This is a genomic window from Psychromonas sp. MME2 (genome assembly GCF_040566515.1).
Taxonomy (GTDB): domain Bacteria; phylum Pseudomonadota; class Gammaproteobacteria; order Enterobacterales; family Psychromonadaceae; genus Psychromonas.
In genome coordinates, this window is the sequence record NZ_JBEWXI010000002.1 from 877,968 (window position 1) to 902,446 (window position 24,479).

Annotated in this window: 23 protein-coding genes and 2 pseudogenes; 20 read left to right on the forward strand and 5 right to left on the reverse strand. The window is 40.3% G+C overall.

The annotated features are described in order from the left end of the window. Positions 1–6 precede the first annotated feature (6 nt). Both AB1A03_RS04380 and frdA read right to left on the reverse strand, forming a co-directional pair. Entirely contained in the window at positions 7–744 is a 738-nt protein-coding gene (locus AB1A03_RS04380; RefSeq protein ID WP_354623340.1) for a succinate dehydrogenase/fumarate reductase iron-sulfur subunit, read from the reverse strand. Beyond that, entirely contained in the window at positions 744–2,519 is a 1,776-nt protein-coding gene (gene frdA, locus AB1A03_RS04385; protein ID WP_354623341.1) for a fumarate reductase (quinol) flavoprotein subunit, read from the reverse strand. Before frdA ends, AB1A03_RS04380 begins: the two co-directional genes overlap by 1 nt. Positions 2,520–2,834: 315 nt before the next feature. On the opposite strand from frdA, the gene AB1A03_RS04390 reads away from it, so the two are divergent. The 6 genes and pseudogenes from AB1A03_RS04390 (at position 2,835) to AB1A03_RS04415 (ending at position 7,723) form a co-directional block, all read left to right on the forward strand. Further along, the gene (locus AB1A03_RS04390; protein WP_354623342.1) at positions 2,835–4,115 is read left to right on the forward strand and encodes an alpha/beta hydrolase family protein; all 1,281 of its coding nucleotides are present in this window, start codon (positions 2,835–2,837) and stop codon (positions 4,113–4,115) included. A 13-nt stretch (positions 4,116–4,128) separates the two neighbouring features. Beyond that, a complete protein-coding gene (locus tag AB1A03_RS04395) occupies positions 4,129–4,902 on the forward strand; it encodes an MlaA family lipoprotein (RefSeq protein WP_354623343.1) in 774 nt (257 codons plus the stop codon). Positions 4,903–4,914: 12 nt separating this feature from the next. Continuing rightward, positions 4,915–6,108 carry an amino acid ABC transporter substrate-binding protein gene (locus tag AB1A03_RS04400; RefSeq protein ID WP_354623344.1) on the forward strand — a complete coding sequence of 398 codons (1,194 nt, stop codon included), beginning with the start codon at positions 4,915–4,917 and terminating at the stop codon, positions 6,106–6,108. A gap of 94 nt (positions 6,109–6,202) precedes the next feature. Continuing rightward, a pseudogene (gene epmA, locus AB1A03_RS04405) lies at positions 6,203–7,182 on the forward strand (elongation factor P--(R)-beta-lysine ligase). Position 7,183: 1 nt separating this feature from the next. After that, positions 7,184–7,408, forward strand: a complete 225-nt coding sequence (locus AB1A03_RS04410) for a hypothetical protein (protein ID WP_354623345.1) — start codon at positions 7,184–7,186, stop codon at positions 7,406–7,408. Between the two features lie 54 nt (positions 7,409–7,462). After that, the gene (locus AB1A03_RS04415; RefSeq protein WP_354623346.1) at positions 7,463–7,723 is read left to right on the forward strand and encodes a DUF4404 family protein; all 261 of its coding nucleotides are present in this window, start codon (positions 7,463–7,465) and stop codon (positions 7,721–7,723) included. Between the two features lie 96 nt (positions 7,724–7,819). Here AB1A03_RS04415 and rpsT read toward each other — a convergent pair whose 3' ends face one another. Continuing rightward, positions 7,820–8,080, reverse strand: coding sequence for a 30S ribosomal protein S20 (gene rpsT, locus AB1A03_RS04420; protein ID WP_354623347.1), 261 nt, complete (start codon positions 8,078–8,080; stop codon positions 7,820–7,822). Positions 8,081–8,386: 306 nt separating this feature from the next. Here rpsT and murJ point away from each other — a divergent pair, with 306 nt between their 5' ends. The 13 genes and pseudogenes from murJ (at position 8,387) to AB1A03_RS04485 (ending at position 22,456) form a co-directional block, all read left to right on the forward strand. After that, complete coding sequence (gene murJ, locus AB1A03_RS04425) at positions 8,387–9,967, forward strand: murein biosynthesis integral membrane protein MurJ (protein WP_354623348.1); 1,581 nt, start codon at positions 8,387–8,389, stop codon at positions 9,965–9,967. A gap of 65 nt (positions 9,968–10,032) precedes the next feature. Continuing rightward, positions 10,033–10,974 carry a bifunctional riboflavin kinase/FAD synthetase gene (ribF, locus tag AB1A03_RS04430; RefSeq protein WP_354623349.1) on the forward strand — a complete coding sequence of 314 codons (942 nt, stop codon included), beginning with the start codon at positions 10,033–10,035 and terminating at the stop codon, positions 10,972–10,974. 28 nt (positions 10,975–11,002) lie between these two features. Further along, positions 11,003–13,836: pseudogene (gene ileS / locus AB1A03_RS04435) on the forward strand (isoleucine--tRNA ligase). Between the two features lie 68 nt (positions 13,837–13,904). After that, positions 13,905–14,426 carry a signal peptidase II gene (lspA, locus tag AB1A03_RS04440; RefSeq protein WP_354623351.1) on the forward strand — a complete coding sequence of 174 codons (522 nt, stop codon included), beginning with the start codon at positions 13,905–13,907 and terminating at the stop codon, positions 14,424–14,426. A 10-nt stretch (positions 14,427–14,436) separates the two neighbouring features. Next, the gene (gene fkpB / locus AB1A03_RS04445; protein WP_354623352.1) at positions 14,437–14,874 is read left to right on the forward strand and encodes an FKBP-type peptidyl-prolyl cis-trans isomerase; all 438 of its coding nucleotides are present in this window, start codon (positions 14,437–14,439) and stop codon (positions 14,872–14,874) included. A gap of 9 nt (positions 14,875–14,883) precedes the next feature. After that, the gene (ispH, locus tag AB1A03_RS04450; RefSeq protein ID WP_354623480.1) at positions 14,884–15,828 is read left to right on the forward strand and encodes a 4-hydroxy-3-methylbut-2-enyl diphosphate reductase; all 945 of its coding nucleotides are present in this window, start codon (positions 14,884–14,886) and stop codon (positions 15,826–15,828) included. A 337-nt stretch (positions 15,829–16,165) separates the two neighbouring features. Then, positions 16,166–16,738, forward strand: coding sequence for a type IV pilus modification protein PilV (gene pilV, locus AB1A03_RS04455; protein ID WP_354623353.1), 573 nt, complete (start codon positions 16,166–16,168; stop codon positions 16,736–16,738). Continuing rightward, a complete protein-coding gene (locus tag AB1A03_RS04460; RefSeq protein ID WP_354623355.1) occupies positions 16,735–17,742 on the forward strand; it encodes a PilW family protein in 1,008 nt (335 codons plus the stop codon). The genes pilV and AB1A03_RS04460 overlap by 4 nt, the downstream gene beginning before the upstream one ends. Before the next feature lie 18 nt (positions 17,743–17,760). Further along, positions 17,761–18,183, forward strand: a complete 423-nt coding sequence (locus tag AB1A03_RS04465; RefSeq protein ID WP_354623356.1) for a hypothetical protein — start codon at positions 17,761–17,763, stop codon at positions 18,181–18,183. Positions 18,184–18,237: 54 nt separating this feature from the next. Continuing rightward, positions 18,238–20,358 (forward strand): pilus assembly protein, encoded by a 2,121-nt coding sequence (locus AB1A03_RS04470; protein WP_354623357.1) that lies wholly within the window; start codon positions 18,238–18,240, stop codon positions 20,356–20,358. Then, positions 20,346–21,674, forward strand: a complete 1,329-nt coding sequence (locus AB1A03_RS04475) for a pilus assembly protein (protein ID WP_354623358.1) — start codon at positions 20,346–20,348, stop codon at positions 21,672–21,674. Before AB1A03_RS04470 ends, AB1A03_RS04475 begins: the two co-directional genes overlap by 13 nt. Positions 21,675–21,719: 45 nt before the next feature. Then, positions 21,720–22,127, forward strand: coding sequence for a type IV pilin protein (locus tag AB1A03_RS04480; RefSeq protein ID WP_354623359.1), 408 nt, complete (start codon positions 21,720–21,722; stop codon positions 22,125–22,127). Positions 22,128–22,138: 11 nt separating this feature from the next. Then, the gene (locus AB1A03_RS04485) at positions 22,139–22,456 is read left to right on the forward strand and encodes a TapY2 family type IVa secretion system protein (RefSeq protein ID WP_354623361.1); all 318 of its coding nucleotides are present in this window, start codon (positions 22,139–22,141) and stop codon (positions 22,454–22,456) included. A 106-nt stretch (positions 22,457–22,562) separates the two neighbouring features. Here the strand turns inward: AB1A03_RS04485 and AB1A03_RS04490 are convergent, their stop codons facing one another. Continuing rightward, entirely contained in the window at positions 22,563–23,057 is a 495-nt protein-coding gene (locus AB1A03_RS04490; RefSeq protein ID WP_354623362.1) for a GspH/FimT family pseudopilin, read from the reverse strand. A 128-nt stretch (positions 23,058–23,185) separates the two neighbouring features. On the opposite strand from AB1A03_RS04490, the gene AB1A03_RS04495 reads away from it, so the two are divergent. Then, positions 23,186–23,524 (forward strand): P-II family nitrogen regulator, encoded by a 339-nt coding sequence (locus AB1A03_RS04495; protein ID WP_354623363.1) that lies wholly within the window; start codon positions 23,186–23,188, stop codon positions 23,522–23,524. Positions 23,525–23,596: 72 nt separating this feature from the next. On the opposite strand, the gene AB1A03_RS04500 is transcribed toward AB1A03_RS04495, so the two are convergent. Beyond that, a complete protein-coding gene (locus tag AB1A03_RS04500) occupies positions 23,597–24,367 on the reverse strand; it encodes an outer membrane protein assembly factor BamD (protein ID WP_354623364.1) in 771 nt (256 codons plus the stop codon). Positions 24,368–24,479: the final 112 nt, after the last annotated feature.

Consider the following 24,479-nt stretch of genomic DNA (forward strand, 5'->3'; position numbering starts at 1 on the left):
TTCTCCTTAATCGGGTTTGAACATGCCAATTAAATAATCTTTACTGCTTTCAACTTTTAAGAGTTGGATTGCAGCAGCAGGATCAACATCTTTAGGGCAAACAACAGAACAATAACCGACAAAGGTACAGCCCCAAACCCCTTCTTCTTGATTAACTATTTTCATGCGCTGCGCTTCGCCATTATCACGACTATCACGATTGTATCTTGCCAGTAATGCTAAGGCTGCGGGACCTGTAAATTTATTGTCTAACGCATATTGTGGACAGGCTGCGTAACAGAGACCGCAATTAATGCACATTGAGAATTGTTTGTATTTGTCCATCTGCTCAGGTGTTTGTTGGTAAGCTCCTTCCGATAAGCATTTATCATTTTCAGGGATAATATAGGGCTTAACCGACTCTAATTTGGCAATAAAATCATCCATGACGACAACTAAGTCGCGTTCAATCGGAAAGTTAGCTAGAGGTTCTAAACTCACTGTATTGGGATAATAGTCGCGTAAAAAAGCCTTGCAGCCTAATTTAGGAGTGCCATTGACCATCATTCCACAACTGCCACAAATCGCCATTCGGCACGACCAGCGGAAACTAATGCTGCTATCGAGATGATCTTTGATGTATTGCAATGCCTCTAGTACTGATAAGTCTGCACTGTAGGGGATTTCAAAGCGTTGTTTAAAGGGCTCGTTATCCATTTCAGGACGATAGCGAAGCACTTCAATTTCAATAGTTTGTTCACTCATTAAGCTTTCTCCTGCGCTTTGTCACCTGCTGCACCGTAGGCTCTTTCTGCCGGTTGACTGGTGGTGATTGTGACCGATGAATAGTCTATTTTAGGGGCCTTGTCAGCTTGATAATAGGCTAGTGAATGTTTTAAGAAATTAACATCATCGCGTTTTTCAAAGCCATCAATGCGTTGATGAGAGCCACGCGACTCTTCGCGTAAAATCGCACTATGAGCCATCGCTTCAGCGGTATCAAGTAGATAACCGAGTTCAATTGCATACAAAAACTCAGTATTAAAGACACTGGATTTATCGTTGATTTGAATATTTTTATAACGCTGCTTCAGTTCTGCTAGTTTTTCTATGGTTGCTTGCATCGATTCTTTGGTGCGGTAAATACCAACGCCTTGCTCCATGCTATCCCCCATTTCTTTGCGAATGTCGGCCATTTTTTCGCTACCATTGCTGTGCAGCAGCGCTTCTGTCTTGGCTAGGATATCTTCAGCTTGTTTACGCAGAGGTGTTATTTTTTCATGTTTAGCTTCACGTGCATAGTTAGCTGCTTGCTCTCCAGCAAGTTGACCAAACACCGCTAATTCAGTTAACGAGTTTGAACCTAAGCGGTTTGCACCGTGTAAGCCGACGGAAGCACATTCACCAATCGCATATAAGCCTGCTAATTTGGTCGCGGTTTTGGCATCGGTTTCAATTCCACCCATGGTGTAATGTACAGTAGGCCTAACTGGAATTGGTTCATTGACAGGATCTACGCCAACATAGGCTTTTGCTAATTCACGAATAAAGGGGAGACGTTCATTAATTTTGGCTTCCCCTAAATGACGTAAATCGAGGTAGACAACATCACCGCGTGGGGTATTGACGACATTGCCTTTTTGTTGCTCTTGCCAAAAACATTGGCTGAGTTTATCGCGTGGGCCTAATTCCATGTATTTATTTTTAGTTTGCCCAACCGGAACTTCAGGTCCGAGACCATAATCTTGTAAATAGCGATAGCCGTCTTTATTGGTTAAAATACCCCCTTCGCCACGACATCCTTCTGTCATCAGAATACCGCTTCCGGGCAATCCGGTTGGATGATACTGCACAAACTCCATATCACGTAGTGCAACACCATGACGATACGCAAGTGCCATACCATCACCAGTTACAATGCCCCCATTGGTGTTAAAGGTATAAACTCGACCAGCCCCACCGGTTGCCATAATCACAGATTTCGCTTGGATAAGTTTGGCTTCACCTTCGGCAATATCAAGGATAAGTACACCTTGTATCTTGCCATCATCAACGAGTAGGTCTAAACAAAAATGTTCATCATAACGGGTGATTTTAGGGTGCTGTAGAGACGTCTGAAAGAGAGTATGGAGAATATGAAAACCACTTTTATCGGCAGCGAACCAGGTGCGTTCTATTTTCATCCCACCAAAAGCGCGAACGTTAATGGATCCATCCTCTTTGCGACTCCAAGGGCAACCCCAGTGCTCTAATTGGGTTAATTGTTTGGCTGCATTTTCGACAAAATATTGCACAACATCCTGTTCACAAAGCCAATCACCACCAGAAACGGTATCATGAAAGTGGTTTTCAAGAGAGTCATGATCTTGGGCAACGCCTGCAGCCCCTCCCTCCGCTGCAACCGTATGACTGCGCATTGGGTAAACCTTCGAAATTAAGGCTACTTCAAGATCTGGATGATTTTCTGCAATTTCAATTGCAGCCCGTAATCCTGAACCACCCGCACCTATAATAGCTACATCAGTTTTAATTATCTGCACACCTTACCTCCCATCAAATTTTTATGATAATTGAGTGTATCACCACACCTGCTATTTTCCGTGAGAAATGTAAGGTTTTCAATAAGTAGGTTTAAATAGGAGTTATTTTGCTGAAAAAATATAAATATCTGTTCATATTGAAAAATAAATTTAATATATAATTATTGCATAATATACCCATGCTGCTTCAAGTTGCAAAGTCAGGAAGTGATCGATGTAATTCACTTCCATAGTGGTTATAGCTTACAATTAATGACGCAAATAGGATTTTTTGCTGAAGGTGCTGAGGCATTAAATATAAAAAGGATTATATCAATGAACAAGGTAGTTACATTATTGTTACTCGGATTGTTTTCAACAATCTGTTACTCGAATCAGGATAGCTATTATTTTCCTACATTGGGTGCGCAATACAGTGCCTATGAAGCGACGGTAGTCGGTACGCTACCAGAGGTGCAGGCTGATCTTGCAAAAGAAAGCCCATTGGTAAACCAACGCATTACGATATTTCCCGAGAGAGAGGTTCCCGAACCGTTTTTTTTCGATGATCAGTTAAATTACTCTACGGCTTGGCAAAAAAATCCCGCTCCATTAGTTTTTCTGATTGCAGGTACTGGCGCCTCCCATAATGGTAGAAAAAATATCGATATGGCACGAGCCTTTTATCATGCAGGCTTTCATGTGGTATCACTCTCGTCTCCAACCTACATGAATTTTATTGTTGCGGCATCTAAAAACGGTGTCCCAGGCAACGCCTATGAAGATGCGAAAGATTTGTACCGTGTTATGGAAGCTATTTGGAGTCAAGCCAAGCAGGATATTAAAGTCTCTGATTTTTATCTGACTGGTTACAGTTTAGGTGGTTTTAATAGCGCTTTTGTTAGTAAACTTGATGAAGAACGTCGGATTTTTAATTTTCGCAAGGTCCTATTAATTAACCCACCAGTTTCATTGTATAACTCGATTTCACTGCTTGATCGAATGAGTCAAAACATTCCCGGAGGACCTGATAATTTCAATAAATTCTTCGAAGGTTTGTTGCAGGAAATTGGTCATGTTTATAAAAAAAATGATGGTGTTGAGATGGATAGTGAATTTCTATTTCAAGCATATAAAGCGGTTGACCCTACTAATGAAGAGCTTGCCGCGCTAATTGGCGTATCATTTAGAGTTTCCTCGGCTAACTTAATTTACACCTCTGATATTATGACTAAAAGTGGTTTTATAGTGCCTAAGAATGTCACTATGGGGATAAATAGCTCGCCGGGACATTACGCAATTGTTTCCTATCAACTTGGCTTTACGGATTATTTCCATGGTTATTTTTATCCTTATTATAAAGCTCAATATCCACAGTTAAATAGGGATGGTTTTACGGCGTTAATGAATTTACATGCACTGGAATCTTATTTTAAAAATAGTAGCAAAATAGAGGTAATGCACAACGTTGACGATATTATTCTCGAGCCAGGGGAAATAGATTTTTTCATACGGGTTTTTGGTGATAGAGCAAAAATTTACCCTAAAGGGGGGCATTGCGGCAATATGGCGCATAAAGATAATGTCGCGCACATGGTTAGTGTGTTTAAGCAGTAAAAGGATGATACAGATGAATGGAAACACAATAACTCGGTCATACATACATTTTATTTTAGCGCTACTGACGCTGTTATTTATTTCTGCTTGCAGCAGTGTGCCGCAAGTAGAAGGGGATAAACCTGAGCCAGCCTATTTTGACTCAGCCAGAACAGTGAGCGATGATCACGATTTCGTCTTAGCTGATGTATACGATCCATGGGAAGGATTCAACCGCACAATGTATCGCTTTAATTATCGGGCTGACCGTTATGTGCTGCTACCCGTTATTGAAGGGTATCAATATGTTACACCAGAGCTGATGCAAGATGGCATTCATAATTTCTTTGAAAATATCAGAGAAATCACCACTTTTATCAATAGTCTATTGCAATTGGAGCTAACCAAAAGTTACCAAACTGCAGGGCGATTTTTAACTAATTCAACGGTAGGTCTTCTTGGCACGATTGACGTGGCCAGCTATTGGGGAATACCGAAGCACAGGGAAGATTTTGGACAAACCATGGGATATTGGGGCTCAGGCTCTGGTCCTTATTTAGTATTGCCATTATTAGGCCCTTCATCTGTGCGTGATAGTATCGGGCTTGGTGTAGATTCTATTGTGATGAGTAATCTTCGCGACCAATTAAATATGAAATGGGAAGAGGAGCTGATTTGGGATGCACTTAACGCGGTTGATACGCGCTCTAATATTACCTTTCGTTATTATCAGACAGGATCTCCGTTTGAGTATGAGTTAGTACGCAAATTATGGACCGCTAAACGTCAGCTTGATGTTGAAAAATAAGGAATAAGCAGAATGATATTTATCTATAGAAACACCATAAAATTTATCATCTTTGCGGCGTTAACAGTGACTGTATTCGCGATGACGGCAAGTGCGGCACCTAATAATAAACTGATAAAAGTCGGTGTGACCGCATCGCTCTCTGGCGTGTATCAAGAGCAAGGAGAAAATTTGCTCAGAGGCATAAAAATGTGGGCGAATGATGTTAATGCTAGAGGTGCTTTACTTGGCAAAGATATCGAAATAATCCATTATGATGATCAATCCGATCCAGAACAAAGTGCTAAATTATACGAGCGCTTGATTAATGTCGATGGCGTTGATTTATTGATTGGTCCCTACTCATCCGATGTCACGCTCAGAGCAAGTGATGTTGCCGAGAAATATAAAATGCCGATGGTATCAGGGACGGCTGCAGCATCGCAAATTTGGAATAGAGGCTATCAAAATATATTTCAGGTGGATTTACCTGCTGAACAGTATTTAGTTGATGGTTTACGTGTGGCAAAAGCCCGTGGCTTAAAAACACTAGCGATCGTTTTTCAGGATAGTGTTTTTACCAGTGAGGTCGCAATGGGGGCGAAGAAAGCGGCAGAAAAAATGGACATTGAACTACTTGTTTTTGAACAATATTCAAGTCTGCGTAGTGATTTTTCAGAACTGATTAAAAAACTTGTCCAGAAAAAACCGCAACTTGTCTTAGGAGCAACTTACTTTGACGATGCCATTGCGATTGTTCGCGAGAGTAAAAAACAACATTTTAGTCCACTGGCATTTGGCTTTACTTCAGGTCCGTCTCTCGCTGCATTTGGTGAAGCGTTAGGAGATGATGCAGAAAATATTATTGGCTTTACACCATGGATACACGCGGTAAGGGTTCCGTTGGCATTTGATTTTGACTTTCGTTATCGACATATTTATGGCCACGCTGCGGATAGCAATGCCGCTGGTGGTTACGCCGCAGGGGAAGTCCTCGAGGCGGCTGTACGTTTAGCCGGAACACTTGATCAAGATAAAATGCGCAAACAGTTACAAAGTATGAGTTTTCTCTCTATTGTTGGTCGTTATCGCGTTGATTCAACGGGCAAGCAAATAGGTAAAGCAATGTATGCGTTACAGTGGCAGAATAATCAAAGACGTTTAGTGCTGCCCTATATTTTTGCGGAAGCGCAAATTAATTTTTTACTTCCATGGGAGGAACGTTAATTCGTTCTTTCTTATACAAGTAACTGAAACGCTATCTGTTTTTATTTCCGAAACATTCGTTATTGAGTAAACTAGGGCGAACAAAGGAGATAAAATGAATTGGTTACCGAGCGCAACTATAGAACAGCTGCAACAGCGTGCAAAAATAGTACAAGCCATCCGCTATTTTTTTGTGGAACGAGGCTTATTAGAAGTAGAAACTCCCGTATTAAGCCAAGCGGGGGTGACGGACATTCATCTATCTTGTTTTAAAACGCTATTTAATGGCCCAGCTATCTCTGATGGTCAAAGCCATTCCTTAGGCGTACCGCTGTACATGCAAACATCGCCAGAATTCCACATGAAAAGGCTGTTGTCAGCTGGCAGTGGCTCTATCTTTCAAATTAGTAAGGTATTTCGTAATGAGGAATCGGGGCGCTTCCATAATCCAGAGTTTACATTACTGGAATGGTATCGAGTCGGGTTTGACCACTTTTTATTAATGGATGAAATGGATCAGTTATTGCAATTATTGCTCAATTGTCGATCTGCACGCCGCTGTACCTATCAAGATGCTTTTCTTGAAGTATTAAATGTTGACCCATTAGCAGCTACGATTCCTCAACTAATTGAGGCTGGGCAATGTCTCGAATTAGGAGATGTATTAAATAATGAACGCGATCGCGATACTATTTTACAGTTGCTATTCTGTGTTGCGATAGAGCCCGTTATTGCACAAGAACAGCCTTGTTTTGTTTATAATTTTCCAGCTTCTCAAGCGGCGTTAGCAAGAATATCTGAGCATGATTGCCGTGTTGCTGAACGTTTTGAAGTCTATTACCAAGGTATCGAACTGGCTAATGGTTTTCATGAGCTTAGTGATGCCTGGAACAGCTCAAACGGTTCCAAGTTGATAACCGTTTACGTAGCGAAAAAGGGCTCGATACGATGCCGATAGACCATCACTTCATTGACTCTTTAGCGAATTTACCAAATTGTGCGGGCGTAGCGTTGGGGGTGGATCGATTAATTATGTTAGCAACGGACAGTAAACACATTAAAGATGTGGTCAGTTTTACCATTAGTGGAGCATAAAATGGGTAAATTATGGTTAACCGATAGACGTTATCATCTACTGGGCTATTTGCTGCGCATTGTTTACTGGCTAGTCGCTATTTATATCTCTTCTCTCTATTTGCAACATTATGCTGCCGATGAATGGTTTAAATTGGGTTTGATGTTACTCAGTTTATTTTTTGTCGTAGGATTTTTAGTTTTAGCACGTTTGTTGGATCATGTTTTTAAAATAGTAAAAAATTAATCTGTTATTTCAAGCTACACTATTGATAAGTCCTAGTAATTAATCGAGGTTTTTATGGCAATAAACAAAGTAAAATCTGAATTTGAAAAGTTATCTGCAATTTTAGATGAAGGTTTGATTGCGGATGAGTGTACTGCAGGTGAATTAAAACAGGTACATGATCAATTGCAAAAGGCTATAGCGGCTAGAGACCCTGCTCAGCATATTAGAGATAAAAAAATAGCGCAGCAGTTAGTGCTGTTTGAAGAGAGTAATCCTATTGTAGGTAAGGTCGTTAAAGATTTATTAAACGCATTATCGGGAATGGGGATTTAGTTTTTAATAAAAATAAAAAAACCGACATTAAGTCGGTTTTTTATTAAAAAGCTTTATTTTACTTACTTCAATAGAGGCTTAAAAACCTACTATTAATTAAAGTGCTTTAATTTTTGCAGCAAGACGGCTTTTCTTACGAGCAGCTGTGTTTTTGCTAATTAAGCCTTTAGTTGCATAGCTATCTAAAACTGATTGCAATTTTACAAATGCAGAAGTAGCTACTTCTTTATCTGCAGCTTCAATTGCAGTAACAACTTTCTTAATGAAAGTACGCATCATTGTACGACGACTTGCGTTGTGTTTACGGTTATTTTCAGCTTGTAAAGCACGTTTTTTAGCAGACTTGATATTAGCCAAGACCTTAACTCCTAAATTCTGTATAACAAGGGATAATCAAAGGTCGAGGAATATGCCTTGTAACACGTATATTGTCAAATGGTTTCTTTTTAACCGCTGAAAAAACTGGTAAGAAACCGATCAGATGGTTAAACTGCGCACATTTTATACCCAAAGCCCCCACAGATGCAAATTTGATAATGTTTTAAAAGGCAGTTAATTACTTTTTAACTTTCCATTAAAGTAATATGTCATTGTTATTTATTTTATTAATTTTGCAAAGGTAGCCGATTCGGGCGGTTTCTATTCAATTTTAGGGATGATAGTGTGAGCAAAAAATTATTGAGATCTGGTTTGATAGTCAGCTCTATGACGTTGATCTCGCGTGTATTAGGCTTAGTTCGAGATGTTGTTATTGCGCACTTAATGGGGGCAGGGGCCGCCGCTGACCTTTTCTTCTTCGCAAATAAAATTCCCAATTTTTTACGTCGTCTATTTGCCGAAGGCGCTTTTGCTCAAGCTTTCGTGCCAGTGCTGACTGAATATGAAAAAACTAAATCACCGGATCAAGTAAAAGCACTTATCGCTAGTGTCTCGGGAACATTAGGTACAATTATCACTGTTGTTACTATTCTGGGGGTGTTAGGTTCATCGGTTATTACGGCCTTATTCGGCTTTGGTTGGTTTCTTGAATGGTGGAATGGTGGTGAACAGGGCTATAAATTCGAACTGGCCTCTTTGCTACTTAAAATTACCTTCCCCTATTTGTGGTTTATTACATTTACAGCATTATCGGGCGCTATCTTAAATACCTTGGGTAAATTTGCCGTGGCAGCATTTACACCGGTGTTCCTCAATATTGCTATTATTAGCTGTGCATTATGGCTTGCACCAAATTTACAGCAACCTGAAATAGGATTAGCGATCGGCGTCTTTTTAGGTGGGGCTTTGCAGTTTTTATTTCAGATTCCATTTTTACATAAAGAGAAATTGTTAGTGCGACCTACCTGGAATTGGTCTGATCCCGGTGTGGTCAAAATTAGAACATTGATGATTCCCGCTTTATTCGGTGTTTCAGTTAGTCAAATTAATTTGCTATTAGATACTTTCATTGCCAGTTTTCTACAAACAGGATCTATTAGTTGGTTATATTATTCTGATCGTTTGTTAGAATTTCCATTAGGCCTATTTGGTATTGCAATTGCGACGGTGATCTTGCCAAGTTTATCCTCCTCCCATGTCACTAAAGATAATCACTATTTTGCTAAAACCTTAGACTGGGGGATGCGCATGGTATTCCTGTTAGGTTTTCCAGCAATGGTTGGATTGATTGTGCTGGCTGAGCCTATGTTACGTGTTTTATTCATGCGTGGTGAGTTTGATATACAAGATGTATCAATGGCTGGAATGAGCTTATGGGCCTATGCCAGCGGTTTACTAAGCTTTATGTTAGTGAAAATACTTGCCCCAGGCTATTATTCTCGACAGGATACTAAGACGCCCGTTAAATATGGGATGATTGCGATGCTTAGTAACATGCTACTTAATATCATTTTTGCGATCCCCTATGGCTATGTTGGACTGGCTATTGCGACGTCGATATCGGCCACGCTGAATGCATTTTTACTCTGGTTTGGTTTATATCGTAGTGGTGTTTATAAAATACAAAAAGAGAGCATATCCGTCTACTTGCGTATTATTTTCTCCGGAATATTGATGGCGGTGGCGTTGGCACTATTCACTCCGACATTGCAGGAATGGGCACAGTTTTCTTTATTTAAATCAGCGCTTACCTTGTTGCTATTAATCGCGGGTGCCGTGATCACCTATTTTATTATGTTGTTATTGAGTGGCATCCGGGTACATCATTTTAAGGTTTCCACGGATAATGATAAAAATGAGGGCTGATAAGTTGCGCTGCTTACTATATAATCCACTTTTTGCATTTTCATAACTTATCTAAAAGTAAAATAATGGAACTAATACGGGGTATTCATAATCTACAACCTCAGCATCAAGGCTGCGTGTTAAGTATTGGAAATTTCGACGGCATTCATCTTGGCCATAAAGTTGTGTTGGCAAGATTGTTAGTTGAAGCTGAACGTTTACAAGTTCCGGCAACGGTGATGACCTTTGAGCCGCAGCCCGCTGAATTATTTGCCGGAAATAATGCGCCTGCGCGTTTAAGCCGATTACGTGATAAGTTTGTGCAATTAGAAAAACAAGGCATCAATCGCCTGTTATGCGTCTCTTTTACGCATCAATTTGCTAATTTGAGTGCACAAGATTTTATTACTGAGTTATTAATCAAGAAGCTCGGAGTGCAATTTCTCGTGGTGGGTGATGACTTTCATTTTGGCTATCAGCGCCAAGGTGATTTTGAATTATTGAAAGCTGCGGGTAAAAAGTACGGTTTTGTCGTGGTCGATACGAAAAGTTTATTGCAACAGGATAAGCGTATCAGTAGCAGCCGTATTCGTGACTTTTTAGCGGTAGGTGATTTAGCGCAAGCGGAGCAGATGCTGGGAAGAAAATACAGCATTACAGGGCGTGTTGGCCATGGCCGTAAATTAGGGCGAACCATTGGTGTACCAACGGCTAATCTACTATTAAAACGCCGTGTCTCACCTGTTTCAGGGGTTTTCGTTGTGTCCATATTAGGCCTTGATGAAAAAGTGTATCAAGGGGTTGCTAATATTGGAAAGCGTCCAACCGTGCATGGTGTTCGTCAACAGTTAGAAGTACACCTCTTTGATTTTAATCGCGACTTATATGGTGTGCAATTAGAGGTGGTGTTACTAGCTAAGTTACGCGATGAGGTACGCTTTGACTCATTTGCACAATTAAAGATACAAATTGATAAAGATATAAAGCAAGCCAAACAGTGGCATCAACTGAATTCAGATAAATCGTAATTAAACATTATGTTAATGGAAAATAGAAATGAGTGACTATAAAGATACGTTAAACTTACCTAAAACAGGTTTTCCGATGCGTGCAAATTTAGCAAATCGTGAACCTAATATGTTGAAAAATTGGTATAGCAAAGATCTTTACCAACAGATTCGTAGCGCTAAAAAAGGTAAAAAGACATTTATTCTGCACGATGGCCCTCCCTATGCGAATGGTGATATTCACATAGGTCACTCCGTTAATAAAATTATTAAAGATATTATTATTAAGTCTAAAACATTATCTGATTTTGATGCGCCTTACATCCCAGGCTGGGATTGCCATGGGCTACCAATTGAATTAAAAGTAGAGCAGAAGCATGGCAAACCTGGGGCGAAATTGACTGCCGCTGAGTTTCGTATTAAATGCCGTGAATATGCTGCGCGTCAAGTTGACGGTCAACGTAACGACTTTAAACGTTTAGGTATCTTGGGTGAGTGGGATAAGCCCTATCTCACGATGGACTTTAAGACCGAAGCCAATATTGTCCGTGCCTTGGCAAAAATCATTAAAAATGGGCATCTTCATAAAGGTTCTAAACCTGTTCACTGGTGTACTGATTGTGGTAGTGCCTTAGCAGAAGCTGAAGTGGAATACGAAGATAAAAAATCACCTGCAATCGATGTCGCATTTACTGCCGTTGACGATGCAAAAATATTAAGCAGCTTCAACCTTGTTGGTGATGATGAAGGTCATGGTGCGATTGCTGTGGTTATTTGGACAACCACACCTTGGACACTGCCTGCTAACCGTGCGGTTGCTTTGGCGGCTGCCGTTGAGTACTCATTAGTGCAAGCCGATGATCGCCGCTTTATTTTAGCTACTCACCTCGTGCCTGATTGTATGGCGCGTTATGGCGTGAGTGAATTTAAAACCCTCGCTATCTGTTCCGGACTGGATTTAGAAAATCAACTTTTTAATCATCCTTTCTTAACAATAGAAGTGCCAGCGATTGTCGCCGATCACGTGACCACTGAAGCTGGTACGGGTATTGTTCATACTGCTCCAGGACACGGTCAAGACGATTACTCAGTCGGGCTGCGTTATAATCTAGAGGTTGCTAACCCCGTTGGTGATAATGGTGTATTTAGGGAAGATACAGAATTTTTTGCTGGCTTACATGTATTCAAAGCGAATGATCGTGTTGTTGAAGTGTTACAGGAACGAAATGCACTATTATGTCATAAGCCATTGCTACATAGTTACCCACATTGTTGGCGCCATAAAACCCCGATTATTTTCCGTGCAACGCCACAATGGTTTATCGCGATGGATCAGAAAGGACTGCGTGATAATGCATTAAAAGGTATTAAAGAAGTGCAATGGATCCCAAGCTGGGGACAAAATCGTATTGAGAAAATGATCGAAAACCGTCCTGATTGGTGTATCTCTCGTCAACGCACTTGGGGTGTTCCATTACTTTGTTTGTTAATAAAGAAACGGATGAACTGCATGAAAATAGCGTTGAGATGATGGAGCTTATCGCGCGTAAGATTGAAAAAGAGGGCATTCAAGCTTGGTGGGATCTTGAGCCAGAGACGCTGCTTGGTTTTGAAGCCGAAGAGTTCCGTAAAGTGACGGATACCCTCGATGTTTGGTTTGATTCTGGTACAACGCACTCTGCTGTAGCGGCGGTACGTGAAGAGTACAGACAGGAAAATGGTGAGCAAGCACCGGTTGATATGTATCTTGAAGGTTCAGATCAACATCGTGGTTGGTTCCAATCATCGCTAATGACTGGCATGGCCATTAATAATGTCGCACCATATAAAGAAGTATTAACACACGGGTTCGTGGTTGATGGTCAAGGCAAAAAAATGTCTAAATCAGTGGGGAATGTTTTATCCCCACAAACGGTCATTAACAACCTAGGGGCAGATGTGCTGCGTTTATGGGTTGCCTCTACGGATTATACGGGTGAAATCACTGTCTCTGATGAAATCTTAAATCGTAGTGCCGATAGCTACCGTCGTATTCGTAATACCTCTCGCTTTTTACTGGCAAACCTTAATGGTTTTGAGCCAGCTACAGATATGGTTGCACCTGAAGAGATGGTGGCGTTAGACCGTTGGATTGTCGCGCAAACATTAACCTTGCAAAATGAAGTGGTTGAAGCTTATGAAAGCTATAATTTACATGTGGTTTATCAAAAATTAATGCATTTTTGTTCCATTGAATTAGGTAGCTTTTACTTAGATATCATTAAAGATTGTCAATACACAGCCAAAGCTGAAAGTAATGCACGTCGTAGCTGTCAAACTGCTTTATACCATATTGCCGAATCATTAGTGCGCTTAATGGCTCCGATTCTAAGCTTCACTGCCGATGAAATATGGGCTCGTATGCCAGGTCAACGTAGTGAATTTGTCTTTTCTGAAGTGTGGTATGAAGGTTTATTTGCCTTATCTGATTATGAAGCACTTAGCAATGAAGCGTGGGCTAGCTTAATTTCTGTGCGTGCGGAAGTGAACCGTGCTTTAGAGTTGGCACGTAAAGATAATGTTATTGGTGGTGGATTGGAAGCACAGGTAACACTGTATGCCGATGCAGCTTTAAGTGAGCTGTTAACAAGTTTAGAAGATGAGTTACGTTTTGTCTTAATTACTTCATCTGCCACTGTTAAAGCGTTGGCTGATGCTCCTGAAAATGCACTGGCAACTGAGCTTAAAGGGTTATCGGTTGTCGTTGAGAAAAGCTCCGCAGAAAAATGTTCACGTTGTTGGCACCATAGCGCTGATATCGGACAACATGAAGCGCATCCTGAGTTATGTGGGCGTTGTGTTACCAATATTGATGGTGCTGGCGAAATACGTAAATTCGCTTAGTTTTTTCAGTCCGTTTTATCGCAATGTTAACGCCTTAATTATTTAAGGCGTTTTTTTAGGATCATAAAATGCAAAATATAGAGACCAAAGAAAACTCTGGAATACGTTGGTTATGGTTAACGGCGATCGTTTTTATTATCGATCAAGTCACTAAATATTGGACAGTACAGGCATTAGAGTTACACGAATCTTATCAAGTGTTCTCTTTTTTTCATTTCACCTATGCGCGTAATTACGGTGCTGCATTTAGCTTCTTGAGTGATGCAGGGGGGTGGCAAAAGTACCTATTTACGGGCATCGCAGTGGTTGTTTCTGCCTATTTAATTTATGCATTGAAAAAAAATAGTGCCACACAACGTTGGTCAAATATTGCCTTCGCTCTCATTTTGTCTGGAGCGATTGGTAATGTAACGGATCGATTACTGTTTGGTTACGTGGTTGATTTTTTAGATTTCGATTTAGGTTTTTACCGTTGGCCAACCTTTAATGTGGCTGATATTTCTATTTTTATTGGGGCGGCAATGATGATTTTAGAATCTTTATTCACTGATAATAATAAAAAAGAGTCCTCAGAGAGCGACGAGTCGTAGGAATTGAATTATGGCTAAAATGATTAATGGGCAAAGTGAAGTATTGATGCATTTTTCTATCTGTCTAGCGGATGGATCTGCCGTTGATAGTAGCAAGGTAAATAATAAACCTGCTAAATTTGTGATGGGAGATGGCAGCCTGACGCCCGGTTTTGAAGCTTGTTTGCTCGGTTTAAAAGAGGGACAATCGGAAACATTTACCCTTGCCCCTGAATCGGCTTTTGGATTACCCGATCCTGATAATATCCATTATCTTGAGTTAACGAAATTTAGCGCGGATGTACCAGCAGAAATCGGCTCGATTATTACCTTTACACAACCCGATGGCAGCGATATTCCTGGTATTATTCGCGACGTGGTGGGGGATAGTGTCACGGTTGATTTTAACCATCCATTAGCTGGACAAACGTTAACCTTCTCCGTTGATGTTTTAGAAGTTTTAAATTAGAGGTCAATGATGAAAATTATTCTAGCTAATCCGCGTGGTTTTTGTGCTGGTGTGCATCGCGCTATTGCAATTGTGGAACGTGCTTTAGAGCTTTTTCCTGCGCCCATTTATGTTCGCCATGAAGTTGTTCATAATCAGTATGTGGTTGATGATTTAAAGGCGCGTGGTGCTATTTTTGTCGAAGAGCTAGATGAAGTGCCAGATCATAACATCGTTATTTTTAGTGCCCATGGTGTAGCACAGAGTGTACGTAATGAAGCGAAGCGTCGTACTTTAAAGGTGTTTGATGCAACTTGCCCGCTAGTAACGAAAGTGCATATGGAGGTGACGCGTGCTAGTCGTCGTAATCAAGAGTGCATATTAATTGGTCATCATGGTCACCCTGAAGTGATTGGTACGATGGGGCAATACGACAGCATTGAAGGGGGCATCTATCTCGTTGAATCTCCTGAAGACGTTGCTAATTTACAGGTCAAAAACCCGAATAGTCTCTGTTATAGCTCACAAACCACCTTATCCGTTGATGATACCGCGAATGTCATTACTGCCTTGCGTAACAAATTTCCGCAAATTGAAGGCCCTCGTAAAGACGATATTTGCTATGCCACGCAAAATCGCCAAGATGCCGTTAAAGATTTAGCCCAAAAGAGCGATTTAGTGCTAGTGGTGGGATCGCCTAATTCATCTAATTCGAATCGTTTACGTGAAAAGGCAAGTAGCGTTGGTGTGACTGCCTATTTGATTAATAATGAAGCCGATATTGACTGTGCTTGGTTTGACAAAGTCCAGACCGTGGGGGTTACTGCTGGCGCATCCGCGCCCGATATTTTAGTGCAGGCGGTTATAGACAAGCTACAGTCATTCGGTGGCTCTATGGTCATCGAAAATCCGGGTGTAGAAGAAAACACGGTTTTTGAAGTGCCAGCTGAATTACGCGTTAAGGCAATAGATTAATTGCGGAATAACCATCGTTTTTAGATAAAATGGTAAATGTCACGCATTTATCATTTTTTAATTTTTTTTGATACCCTTCAATAATGCTCAATAAATACTCTTTTGCTTACTGTAGATATGCACCTTTACAGCTATACTTTTAAGTTAGGTTAGCGGGTATGTAGCATATGTTACTAAGTTATATGGATTGATGTCAGCTAGGTAATTGTTATTTATAACCTTATTGTTTGATATGGCAATGACTTTGGTATTCCTCTCATTTTTTCGCCTATTGCTTCTATGTTTATCGCATACCTGATTGATTTCCTTTTATTGAATATATTGTCGGATGACTTGTATGAAAATGGATGGTTTTAGTTTAATCGAAATAATGATTAGTAGCTTTATTTTAGCTTTAGGGCTTTTAGGGCTAGCTGGTATGCAATCGACAGCCCTTAAATCAACCATTGAAATTCAGCAGCGTACCCTTGCCAACTCACTGATTGCAGACATCAGTGAACGAATGCAGTTAAACCGACAGTGGTTAAAAGAGCCCTCCAATAGTTACGCCATCGCCAGCTTAATGAATACCGACTTATCTGCCCCTAGTTGCGTCTCTTCAACAGGAGTCTTTACTAATTGTAGTGGGGAAGATATTAAGAAAAATGATCTCTTTGAATGGAAAAATAAATTTATCGGAGCCAATGTCAGCAGCAGTAATGGGCTAAATCATGGGTTAGTGGAAGCTGATGCCTGTATTGAAGTCGATAGTGATGGACGAAGTGTGATTGTGGTGAGTTGGTATTCAACGCTAAAAAGTAAAGATGCGGCGGCAGGAAAGGCGCTCACAGATTTGGCTGCTAAATGTGGCACTTCAGGGGCCTCTCGTCGGCAAATTGTAATGAAAACATTGGCAGGGAAGTCGCTATGAAAAGATCCCCTCATCATCCCCCGTTAAGTATGATGCAGCGCGGCTATTCCATCGTGGAATGGATGATAGTAATTTTTCTAACGCTTTTTCTGACCGCAGGTCTGTTGACTGTATTTGTCTCGAGTAAGCGGGCGACGGATGATTCATTAAATAGTAGTGAACGGCTAGAAAATGGCAGCTTTGCCTTGCAGTTATTAAGCGAAGATTTAAAGCAAGCCTATTTTTTTGCGCAAGCAACCGGTGAAAATAAAAATTTATGGGATTTAAACGGTGCAATTATTGCTAATAGTGCCGACTGTTTAGATGACGAAAATAGTGCGACTTTTCCTAACTCGGGGAATTACAGGCAGCTTTGGGCTGCGACTATTCCTACTAGTATTGCTAATTTAAAAATGGACTGTATTAACGACAATGATAGTAACACTACGCTAATTGCCAATAGTGGTTACATAGATATTAAACGGGTTAAGGGGTTGGCGCAGGTTAATAATTTTCGTGACGACCGCTATTATTTAGATATTAATCCATCAGGCATTAGCGTTTATCAAGGGGATGCCAGCGCGCTACTTGATGGTAGCGTATCGCCAGTGTGGGAATATATACGCCATGTTTACTATTTAGATGAGCAGGACGATATTCCTCGTTTGCGCCGATTGAGCTTAGAAAAAAATGGTATGAAGCGAGAAGATGTACTCGTTGAGGGGATTGAAAATATGCAATTTATGTTTGCCCTAGATAAATTAATTGCCAGTGAACGAGATGGTTCTATTCATGCTTTTGTTGGTACATCACAGGTTACTGCAAATGATTGGAATACTGGGCGAGTTATTGGTATCAAAATTCTTTTGTTGGCGAGGTCTTTAAAAAATACCCCAGGATATGAAAATACCGACACTTATCAATTAGGAGATTTCTCTTTTACAGCGCCAGGTGATGGCTATAAAAGAGAATTAGTTTCCCATGTATTAACATTCCAAAATAGCGTGGTATTAGTCGATGATTAGTTTAAAAAACAACGAGGAATGAGCCTATTTATTGCCATGCTACTGTTACCCCTATTGTTGGTATTGGGGATGTTGGTGATGAATAGCTCTTTCTTGGGGTTAAAAATTATTGATACTCGGGTTATGCAGGGAGAATCTAATCTAATTTTAAATAGTGCTGCACAACATATATTAGATCAAAAAGATAACGCTCAGCACTTTGCTGCGGCAGTCTCCTCTAGCACGTTTACTTCAAGTTTATTCACTGATGTTGATGGTAGTGTCACTTTAAATGGTGAGTTAACTTGCCGACGCAGAATGCAAGCAAGTGGTAGTAACTTTAAGTGCAAATATATACAACTAGATTTAAAACACGCCTATGGTCGAGAAACGGCGGGCGGTGCTAAATGGGCGCTTAACTCAATGGGGGTTGGTGTTGAGCAACCCATTATTGTTGAGTAGTGATTCGCTCTGATAATCGATGGATGATTATCCTAAAAGTGATGGAGAAAGGTTATGTTTGTAAAACGTTATGCAATTTTATTGCTTATTTTATTAAGCACTTTAGCAAAGGCTGCTGATACTGAACTTTATGTGGCCGATGTGAGTGCTCAAAATGGTATTCGTCCACAGGTACTGATTGTTTTTGATACATCGGGGAGTATGACGAGTTCTGAGCAGATTGTGCTAGATGCTTTTGATCCAAGCCATGATTATGGGGCGGGTAGCAAAGAAAATAGAATTTATTGGACAAAAGAAGGGGGAGATGTGCCAAGTACGGGGAGTAGTCAATATTTCCTCGTTAGCCAAAATAACTGTCAGGCTTCTTTAGCTAAATTAAGCTCAACGGGCGTTTACAATGGTAACGTGCGCCGTTGGGAAGTAAATGATAAGAAGAGTTCTCGCTCTCGTTGGAAAACATTATCGGGTAATAGTGGTGTTTATTTTGAGTGTAAAGAAGATATCTTAAATGCAGATCCAAGTAACCCCGCCTCTGCTGGCTTACAAGGTTTTCCTATTGATGGTCGTCCCGGACCTTACATTAGCAGCGTCAATAACGTCTTTGCAGGTAACGATGCCGTCACCCTGTACAGTGCTAATTATGTCCATTGGTACAGTAGCAGTGGCACGACCTATAAAAGCCGTTTGTTAATTGCTAAAGAGGCGATTGAAAGCTTAATAAAAAGCACCCCTTCGGTGGATTTTGGCTTACAAGTTTTTAATTATAATAGTGGTGATGCGAGTAGTGCAAAAAACGGTGGTCGCATAGTTAATAAAGTGGCCACTCGAGATGTAGCTGAATCGCAAATCTTGATAAATCAAATCAAAGGGTTGAATGCAAACGGTTGGACGCCGTTGTGTGAAAGTATGTATGAAGCCTATCGTTATTATGCAGGACTCTCTGTTTATTACGGTGATGATGATAGCGACTCAAATCCATATCGTGATAGTACCGCTGAAGAAGATGGGAAATATATTACTCCATTTAAAAATTGCCAAGAGCGCGCCTATGTTATTTTAATGACCGACGGTGAACCAACCAATGATGGTGCGGCTAATTCATTAATTTCCACATTGACGGAAAAATCGGCTATTGAAGGGAGTTATATGCCCACATTAGCGGAATGGATGAATCACTTTGATATTGATGGTGATGTCGATAATGGTGAGCAACATATCACCACCTATACCATTGGTTTTGGGCAAAGCGCTGTGGATGATGCTGGACGATTATTAACGGAAACGGCACAACGAGGTGGCGGTGAGTATTATCCTGCCGCAGACTCTTTAGCGCTGCAAAAAGCTTTTCAGGCAACGATTCTAGATATTTTAAATAGTTCATCCAGTTTGTCCTCTCCTGCTATTGCCAATAATAATTTTGATAGAACGCGCAGCTTAGACTCCGTTTATTACTCCATGTTTATGCCGAGTAATAAATCGGTATGGCAAGGTAACATTAAAAAACTAACGATGAATAGTGCGGGTATCTTGGTGGATCGGTTAGGTAAGCCTGCTATTAATTCCGATGGCAATATTAAAGATAGTGCATCGACCTATTGGGGGGGCGATCAAGATGGTAATGCCGTTGCAGAAGGAGGGGTTGCCGCGATGTTAGGTGATGCCACTAACCGTAAAATATTAACTAATCTTAATACTGATATTAATGCTAAATCAGTCACTTTACAGGAACCAACGCTTAGTAACTTAAAAACTTATTATAGTGTCGCAAGTGATGACCTTCTGGCTGATGAGCTTGGGGTCGCTGCTTTGGAGTTAACGGATTCATTAAGTTGGTTAAAAGGATTGGATGTAGATGATCAAAATCTAAACGGGGAAACCAGTGATTATCGTAGTGATATTTTTGCCGATCCGCTTCATTCAAAGCCCCTTGCCATTACCTATGTTGAAGGGGGTAAACAAGTCGTTCGTTTATTGGTGGGCACTAATGCCGGTTTTTTACACATGTTTACCGATAATGGCGATACAGTCTTAGAGAATTGGGCGTTTATTCCCTCGCAATTATTGCCCTATGGTTTATCGCTAAGAGATGCGCCTGATTCTAGCGAACATCAATATGGTCTAGATTGTCGCCGATCGCAATCAAGGTTATTGAATCTGATTCAGTGCAAAAAATAATTGCTATCGTCGGCATGCGTCGCGGTGGAAGCAGTTATTTCGCCTTAGATATCACCGATCCGAATGCGCCGAAATTGGCTTGGACTATTGATGCTAGCATGAGTGATTTTACTGAACTAGGGGAAACCTGGTCGATGCCAACGGTAGGCATGTTTTCATATATGAAAGGCGCAAATTTAACCGTTAGCCCTGGGGTGGTGATGGGGGCTGGTTATGATATTAATAAAGATAGCTGTATTCCTTCTAGCAGCGAGTCTTGTCATGATAGTGTTGGGCGTGGAGTCTATGTGGTTAATGCCATAACAGGTGATAAGATATGGTCCGTCAGTGGTGCCATTTGTGCCAGTAATATTAGTGATGCTCATTGTATTCGCGATAGCATTCCTAGCCAAGTCGGTCTTTTAGATAGTGATGATGATGGCTTTATTGACCGTATTTATACGGGGGATACTGGCGGGAATTTGTGGCGAATGGATTTAATCGGTAGTGATACGACTAAGTGGTCAACGATCAAGTTAGCGAGTTTAGGTGGTAATACGCAGGCGACACAGAGGCGTTTTTTTACCGCACCTGTTATTGTTCGTACCTTTGAAAATCATGTGACTAAAAATGAGGAACAGTTCACCTATAATAAAGTCCCCTATGATGGCATTTTATTAGGTTCAGGAGACCGTACCCATCCCGCTTCAAATGTCGCTGTTGAGGATGCTTTTTATAAAATTCATGATTACAACATTAATCCTACACTCTTCGCACAATTAGGTTTCCCTGATAAGCCCACCCCGATTAACGTTAATAATCTCTATGATATTACAGCAGATCCTATTAGCTCCTATACGGGTGAGCAAGTATTAAATGTCTTTGCAGAAATGAGTGCCTTTTCAGGTTGGCAATACCGTTTTACCTCACTAGGTGAAAAATCATTAGGGCAAGGTGCCGTGCTTGAAGGGAGTGTTTACTTTACCTCCTTTGTCCCGAACTCCACGGTGAATATTGGCTGTGGTGTTGGTGATTTGGGTACAGGGTGGCTCTATGCGGTTGATTTACATTCAGGGCAAAAACGTCTGCAGGATGAGAAAGGTGAGTTAGTCGCTAAAAAAGATATTGGTTCGCGCGTACCTGACTCATTAGTTATCCATGCAGGAGAAGACGAAGAGGGCAATAGTGTGATCCGTTTACTGGGGGTTGGACAGGGAGATCAAATTACGGTAATTGATGAGGAAACCGCGAAGGAAGAGGTTGTGCATACCGGGACGGTTGACACACAAACGGATATGATGCCAAGGCGTATTTATAGCTTTTTTGAAGAGAAATAGAGTGTCTAATGCGTAGTATCGCAAATGTTTTTAAGGATTAGATGAATGAAAAAGAGCGGATTTACATTAATTGAATTATTGATTAGCATCGCCATTATTGCGATTCTAGCAGGTGTCGCCTATCCAAGTTATATGCAGCATGTGTTGAAATCGAAACGGAGTGAGGCACAATCAGCACTCGTTGATATCGCTAATCGTCAAGAGATGTATTATCTTGACCATCATCAATATGCGACCAACCTCGCTACTGATCTTGGTTTGTCAGCTAATCCTTTTATTACTGATAATGGTTACTATCGTATCGTCACAAGTTCAGCGAAAGCGACGGTTGATTTTACATTAACTGCAACTGCGATTGGTACCCAGGCCGCTGATAGTGAATGTGCAACGCTTACTATTACGCAAAGCTTAGCTAAGAGTGCATCCACAGGTGGCGATGCCTGTTGGAAATAAAGGGGATAGGGATGAATATTAAATCAACTATATTATTGTTAACACTGTTTATTAGCCCGATTGTTGCTGCAAAAGATGGCACACAAAGCGAATTGCGTGTCCGTTATAAGTGTTATCTTAATTTAAGCAATGACAGCGTGGTTGTGCACCATTTTGTCAGTGATAAAAATAAACGGCAAGAATTTGAAAAAAGTTTATCTTCACGTGTTGTATTTGCCGCAGATGGCATAACATCTTGGCAAATTAAGGATATCTATGAATGTGTACCTGCAAAGCAAGTCTTTGCAAATAAAAAGGCTAGAGAACTTGAAGCCAAAACACCTTTTTAACTATCCGCATTGGCTATTTTATTAAATAACCTTAGGTCGGGATAATTAGCTATGCAGTATCTATTTGCTTATCGCGAGTTAAGCTTAAATAAGTAATGTGACTCTTTTATTCACAATCACTTACTTCTACGATTTTTGCGCGCCCACTGTAAGCGACCTTTATACCGATGGCTTTATCACCACTACAATAGCGAAATAGCGCAGAACTCCCGTTTAGGTGGCCATCGGGTGCAAATGTGATACCTTGGTTTTGTGAAAAAAGTAATTTATCTGCGCTATTAAATTTGTGCCCAGATTTGAGTAATTGATCACCGCTGTCGTAAATTTTGTTTTTATTATGATCAATAAATATATCAAGGCCATTTATCCAATTATTGGTGCAATTATTATTGACTAACGGGCAGATCGTCACGAAGTTAATTAGGCTTATCGACTGACTTCTTGCAAAAGATAGTTGGTTTTGTATATTGCTGGCGGTGCTACTTAAACGATTATTTTGTATTAAAGTGTTAAATCCAGGGATCCCAATAGTGATCAGTAGCATGCTAATGATTAATACAATGATTAATTCTAAAAGTGTAAAACCTCGTTTAGCCTGCATTTTTATCTCCCACTGGTAACATGGGTATAAGTGTAATATTATTTTATAAATTCTACCTGTATATTTTTCTCAATTGTATTACAGTAGACAGTTATTATTCTTCGTTTAAAATCATATAAAGGATCAAGATGAAAAAAATAGAAGCGATTATTAAACCATTTAAAATGGATGATGTTCGAGAAGCGCTTGCTGATATCGATATCACAGGGATGACGGTTTCCGAAGTGAAAGGTTTTGGGCGTCAAAAAGGGCATACCGAGTTATACCGTGGTGCTGAATATATGGTCGATTTTTTACCTAAAGTAAAAATTGAGTTGGTTGTTAAGAAAGAAGATGTTGATCGTTGTATTGAAGCGATCATGGCAACGGCGCAAACAGGTAAAATCGGTGACGGTAAAATATTTGTCACACCGGTGGAACGAGTTATTCGTATTCGTACTGGTGAAGAGGATGGCGAGGCCGTTTAGTAGACGAATAGCAGAATTAAAAAAAGGAGAGTTGCGTGTTACAGCGAGCTCTCCTTTTTATTTGTTGGGTGATTAATTGCTTGAATAAAGCAAATAATTATTGGGAAAATTAAGTTTTAATACGGCCAATGCGTTTTGTTTTGGCTCTTCAAGTTTTAGCGCTTTATAGCCTTCAATCATTATTTCTAACGCATTTTCAACAGAGTCCGTATCTGAATAGTTATTTAATACTATTTTGCTTCGATTAATTGCAGCGATAAATGCTTCTCGTTTTATATACCACTGTGCTATGGATATTTCGTAACGTGCTAATCTATTTTTTATATAGATTAGTCGTTGCAAAGCATCGACTGCATATACACTGGTCGGATAGTATTGTATTAAATAGTTAAAATCTTTAAAGGCTTTATAGGAGTTGGTTGGGTCGCGGTTAAAGCGATTGACTCCGAATAGGTCTTGGAAAAATTGCGCATCACTTTCCATGTAGGTTAAACCGCGCATGTAATAAAGATAGTCAAGATTTTTATGGGTTGGATTCAGGCGCATGAAACGATCTATATGAGCTAAAGCTAATGGCGTTGCTGTGCGTTTGTAGTAAGCATAAATAAGGTCTAACTGTACTTGATCCGATTGCGGGCCGAATGGATAACGGCTGTCAATCGCTTCTAAGATTTCACTGGCTTTTTCAAAACTTCCTGTGCTTAGTAGTGCTTTGGCATCGGCATAAAGCAGTTCCGGTGCTTTATCTGCAACTTTGGGTTTTTCACTTTTTTTAGAAGAGCAGCCCGTCGTCAATAAAACAATAAAAAGAGAAGTAATTATTAGTCTGAGGATTTTATTCATAAGTGTTATAATGCCAATGCAGATAAAAAGCACAGTATCTTCTATCGGTTAAAAAAAGAAAAGTTAATTAAGAGAAAATGTGACAATATTGTAGCTTAAAGCAAAAAATTTA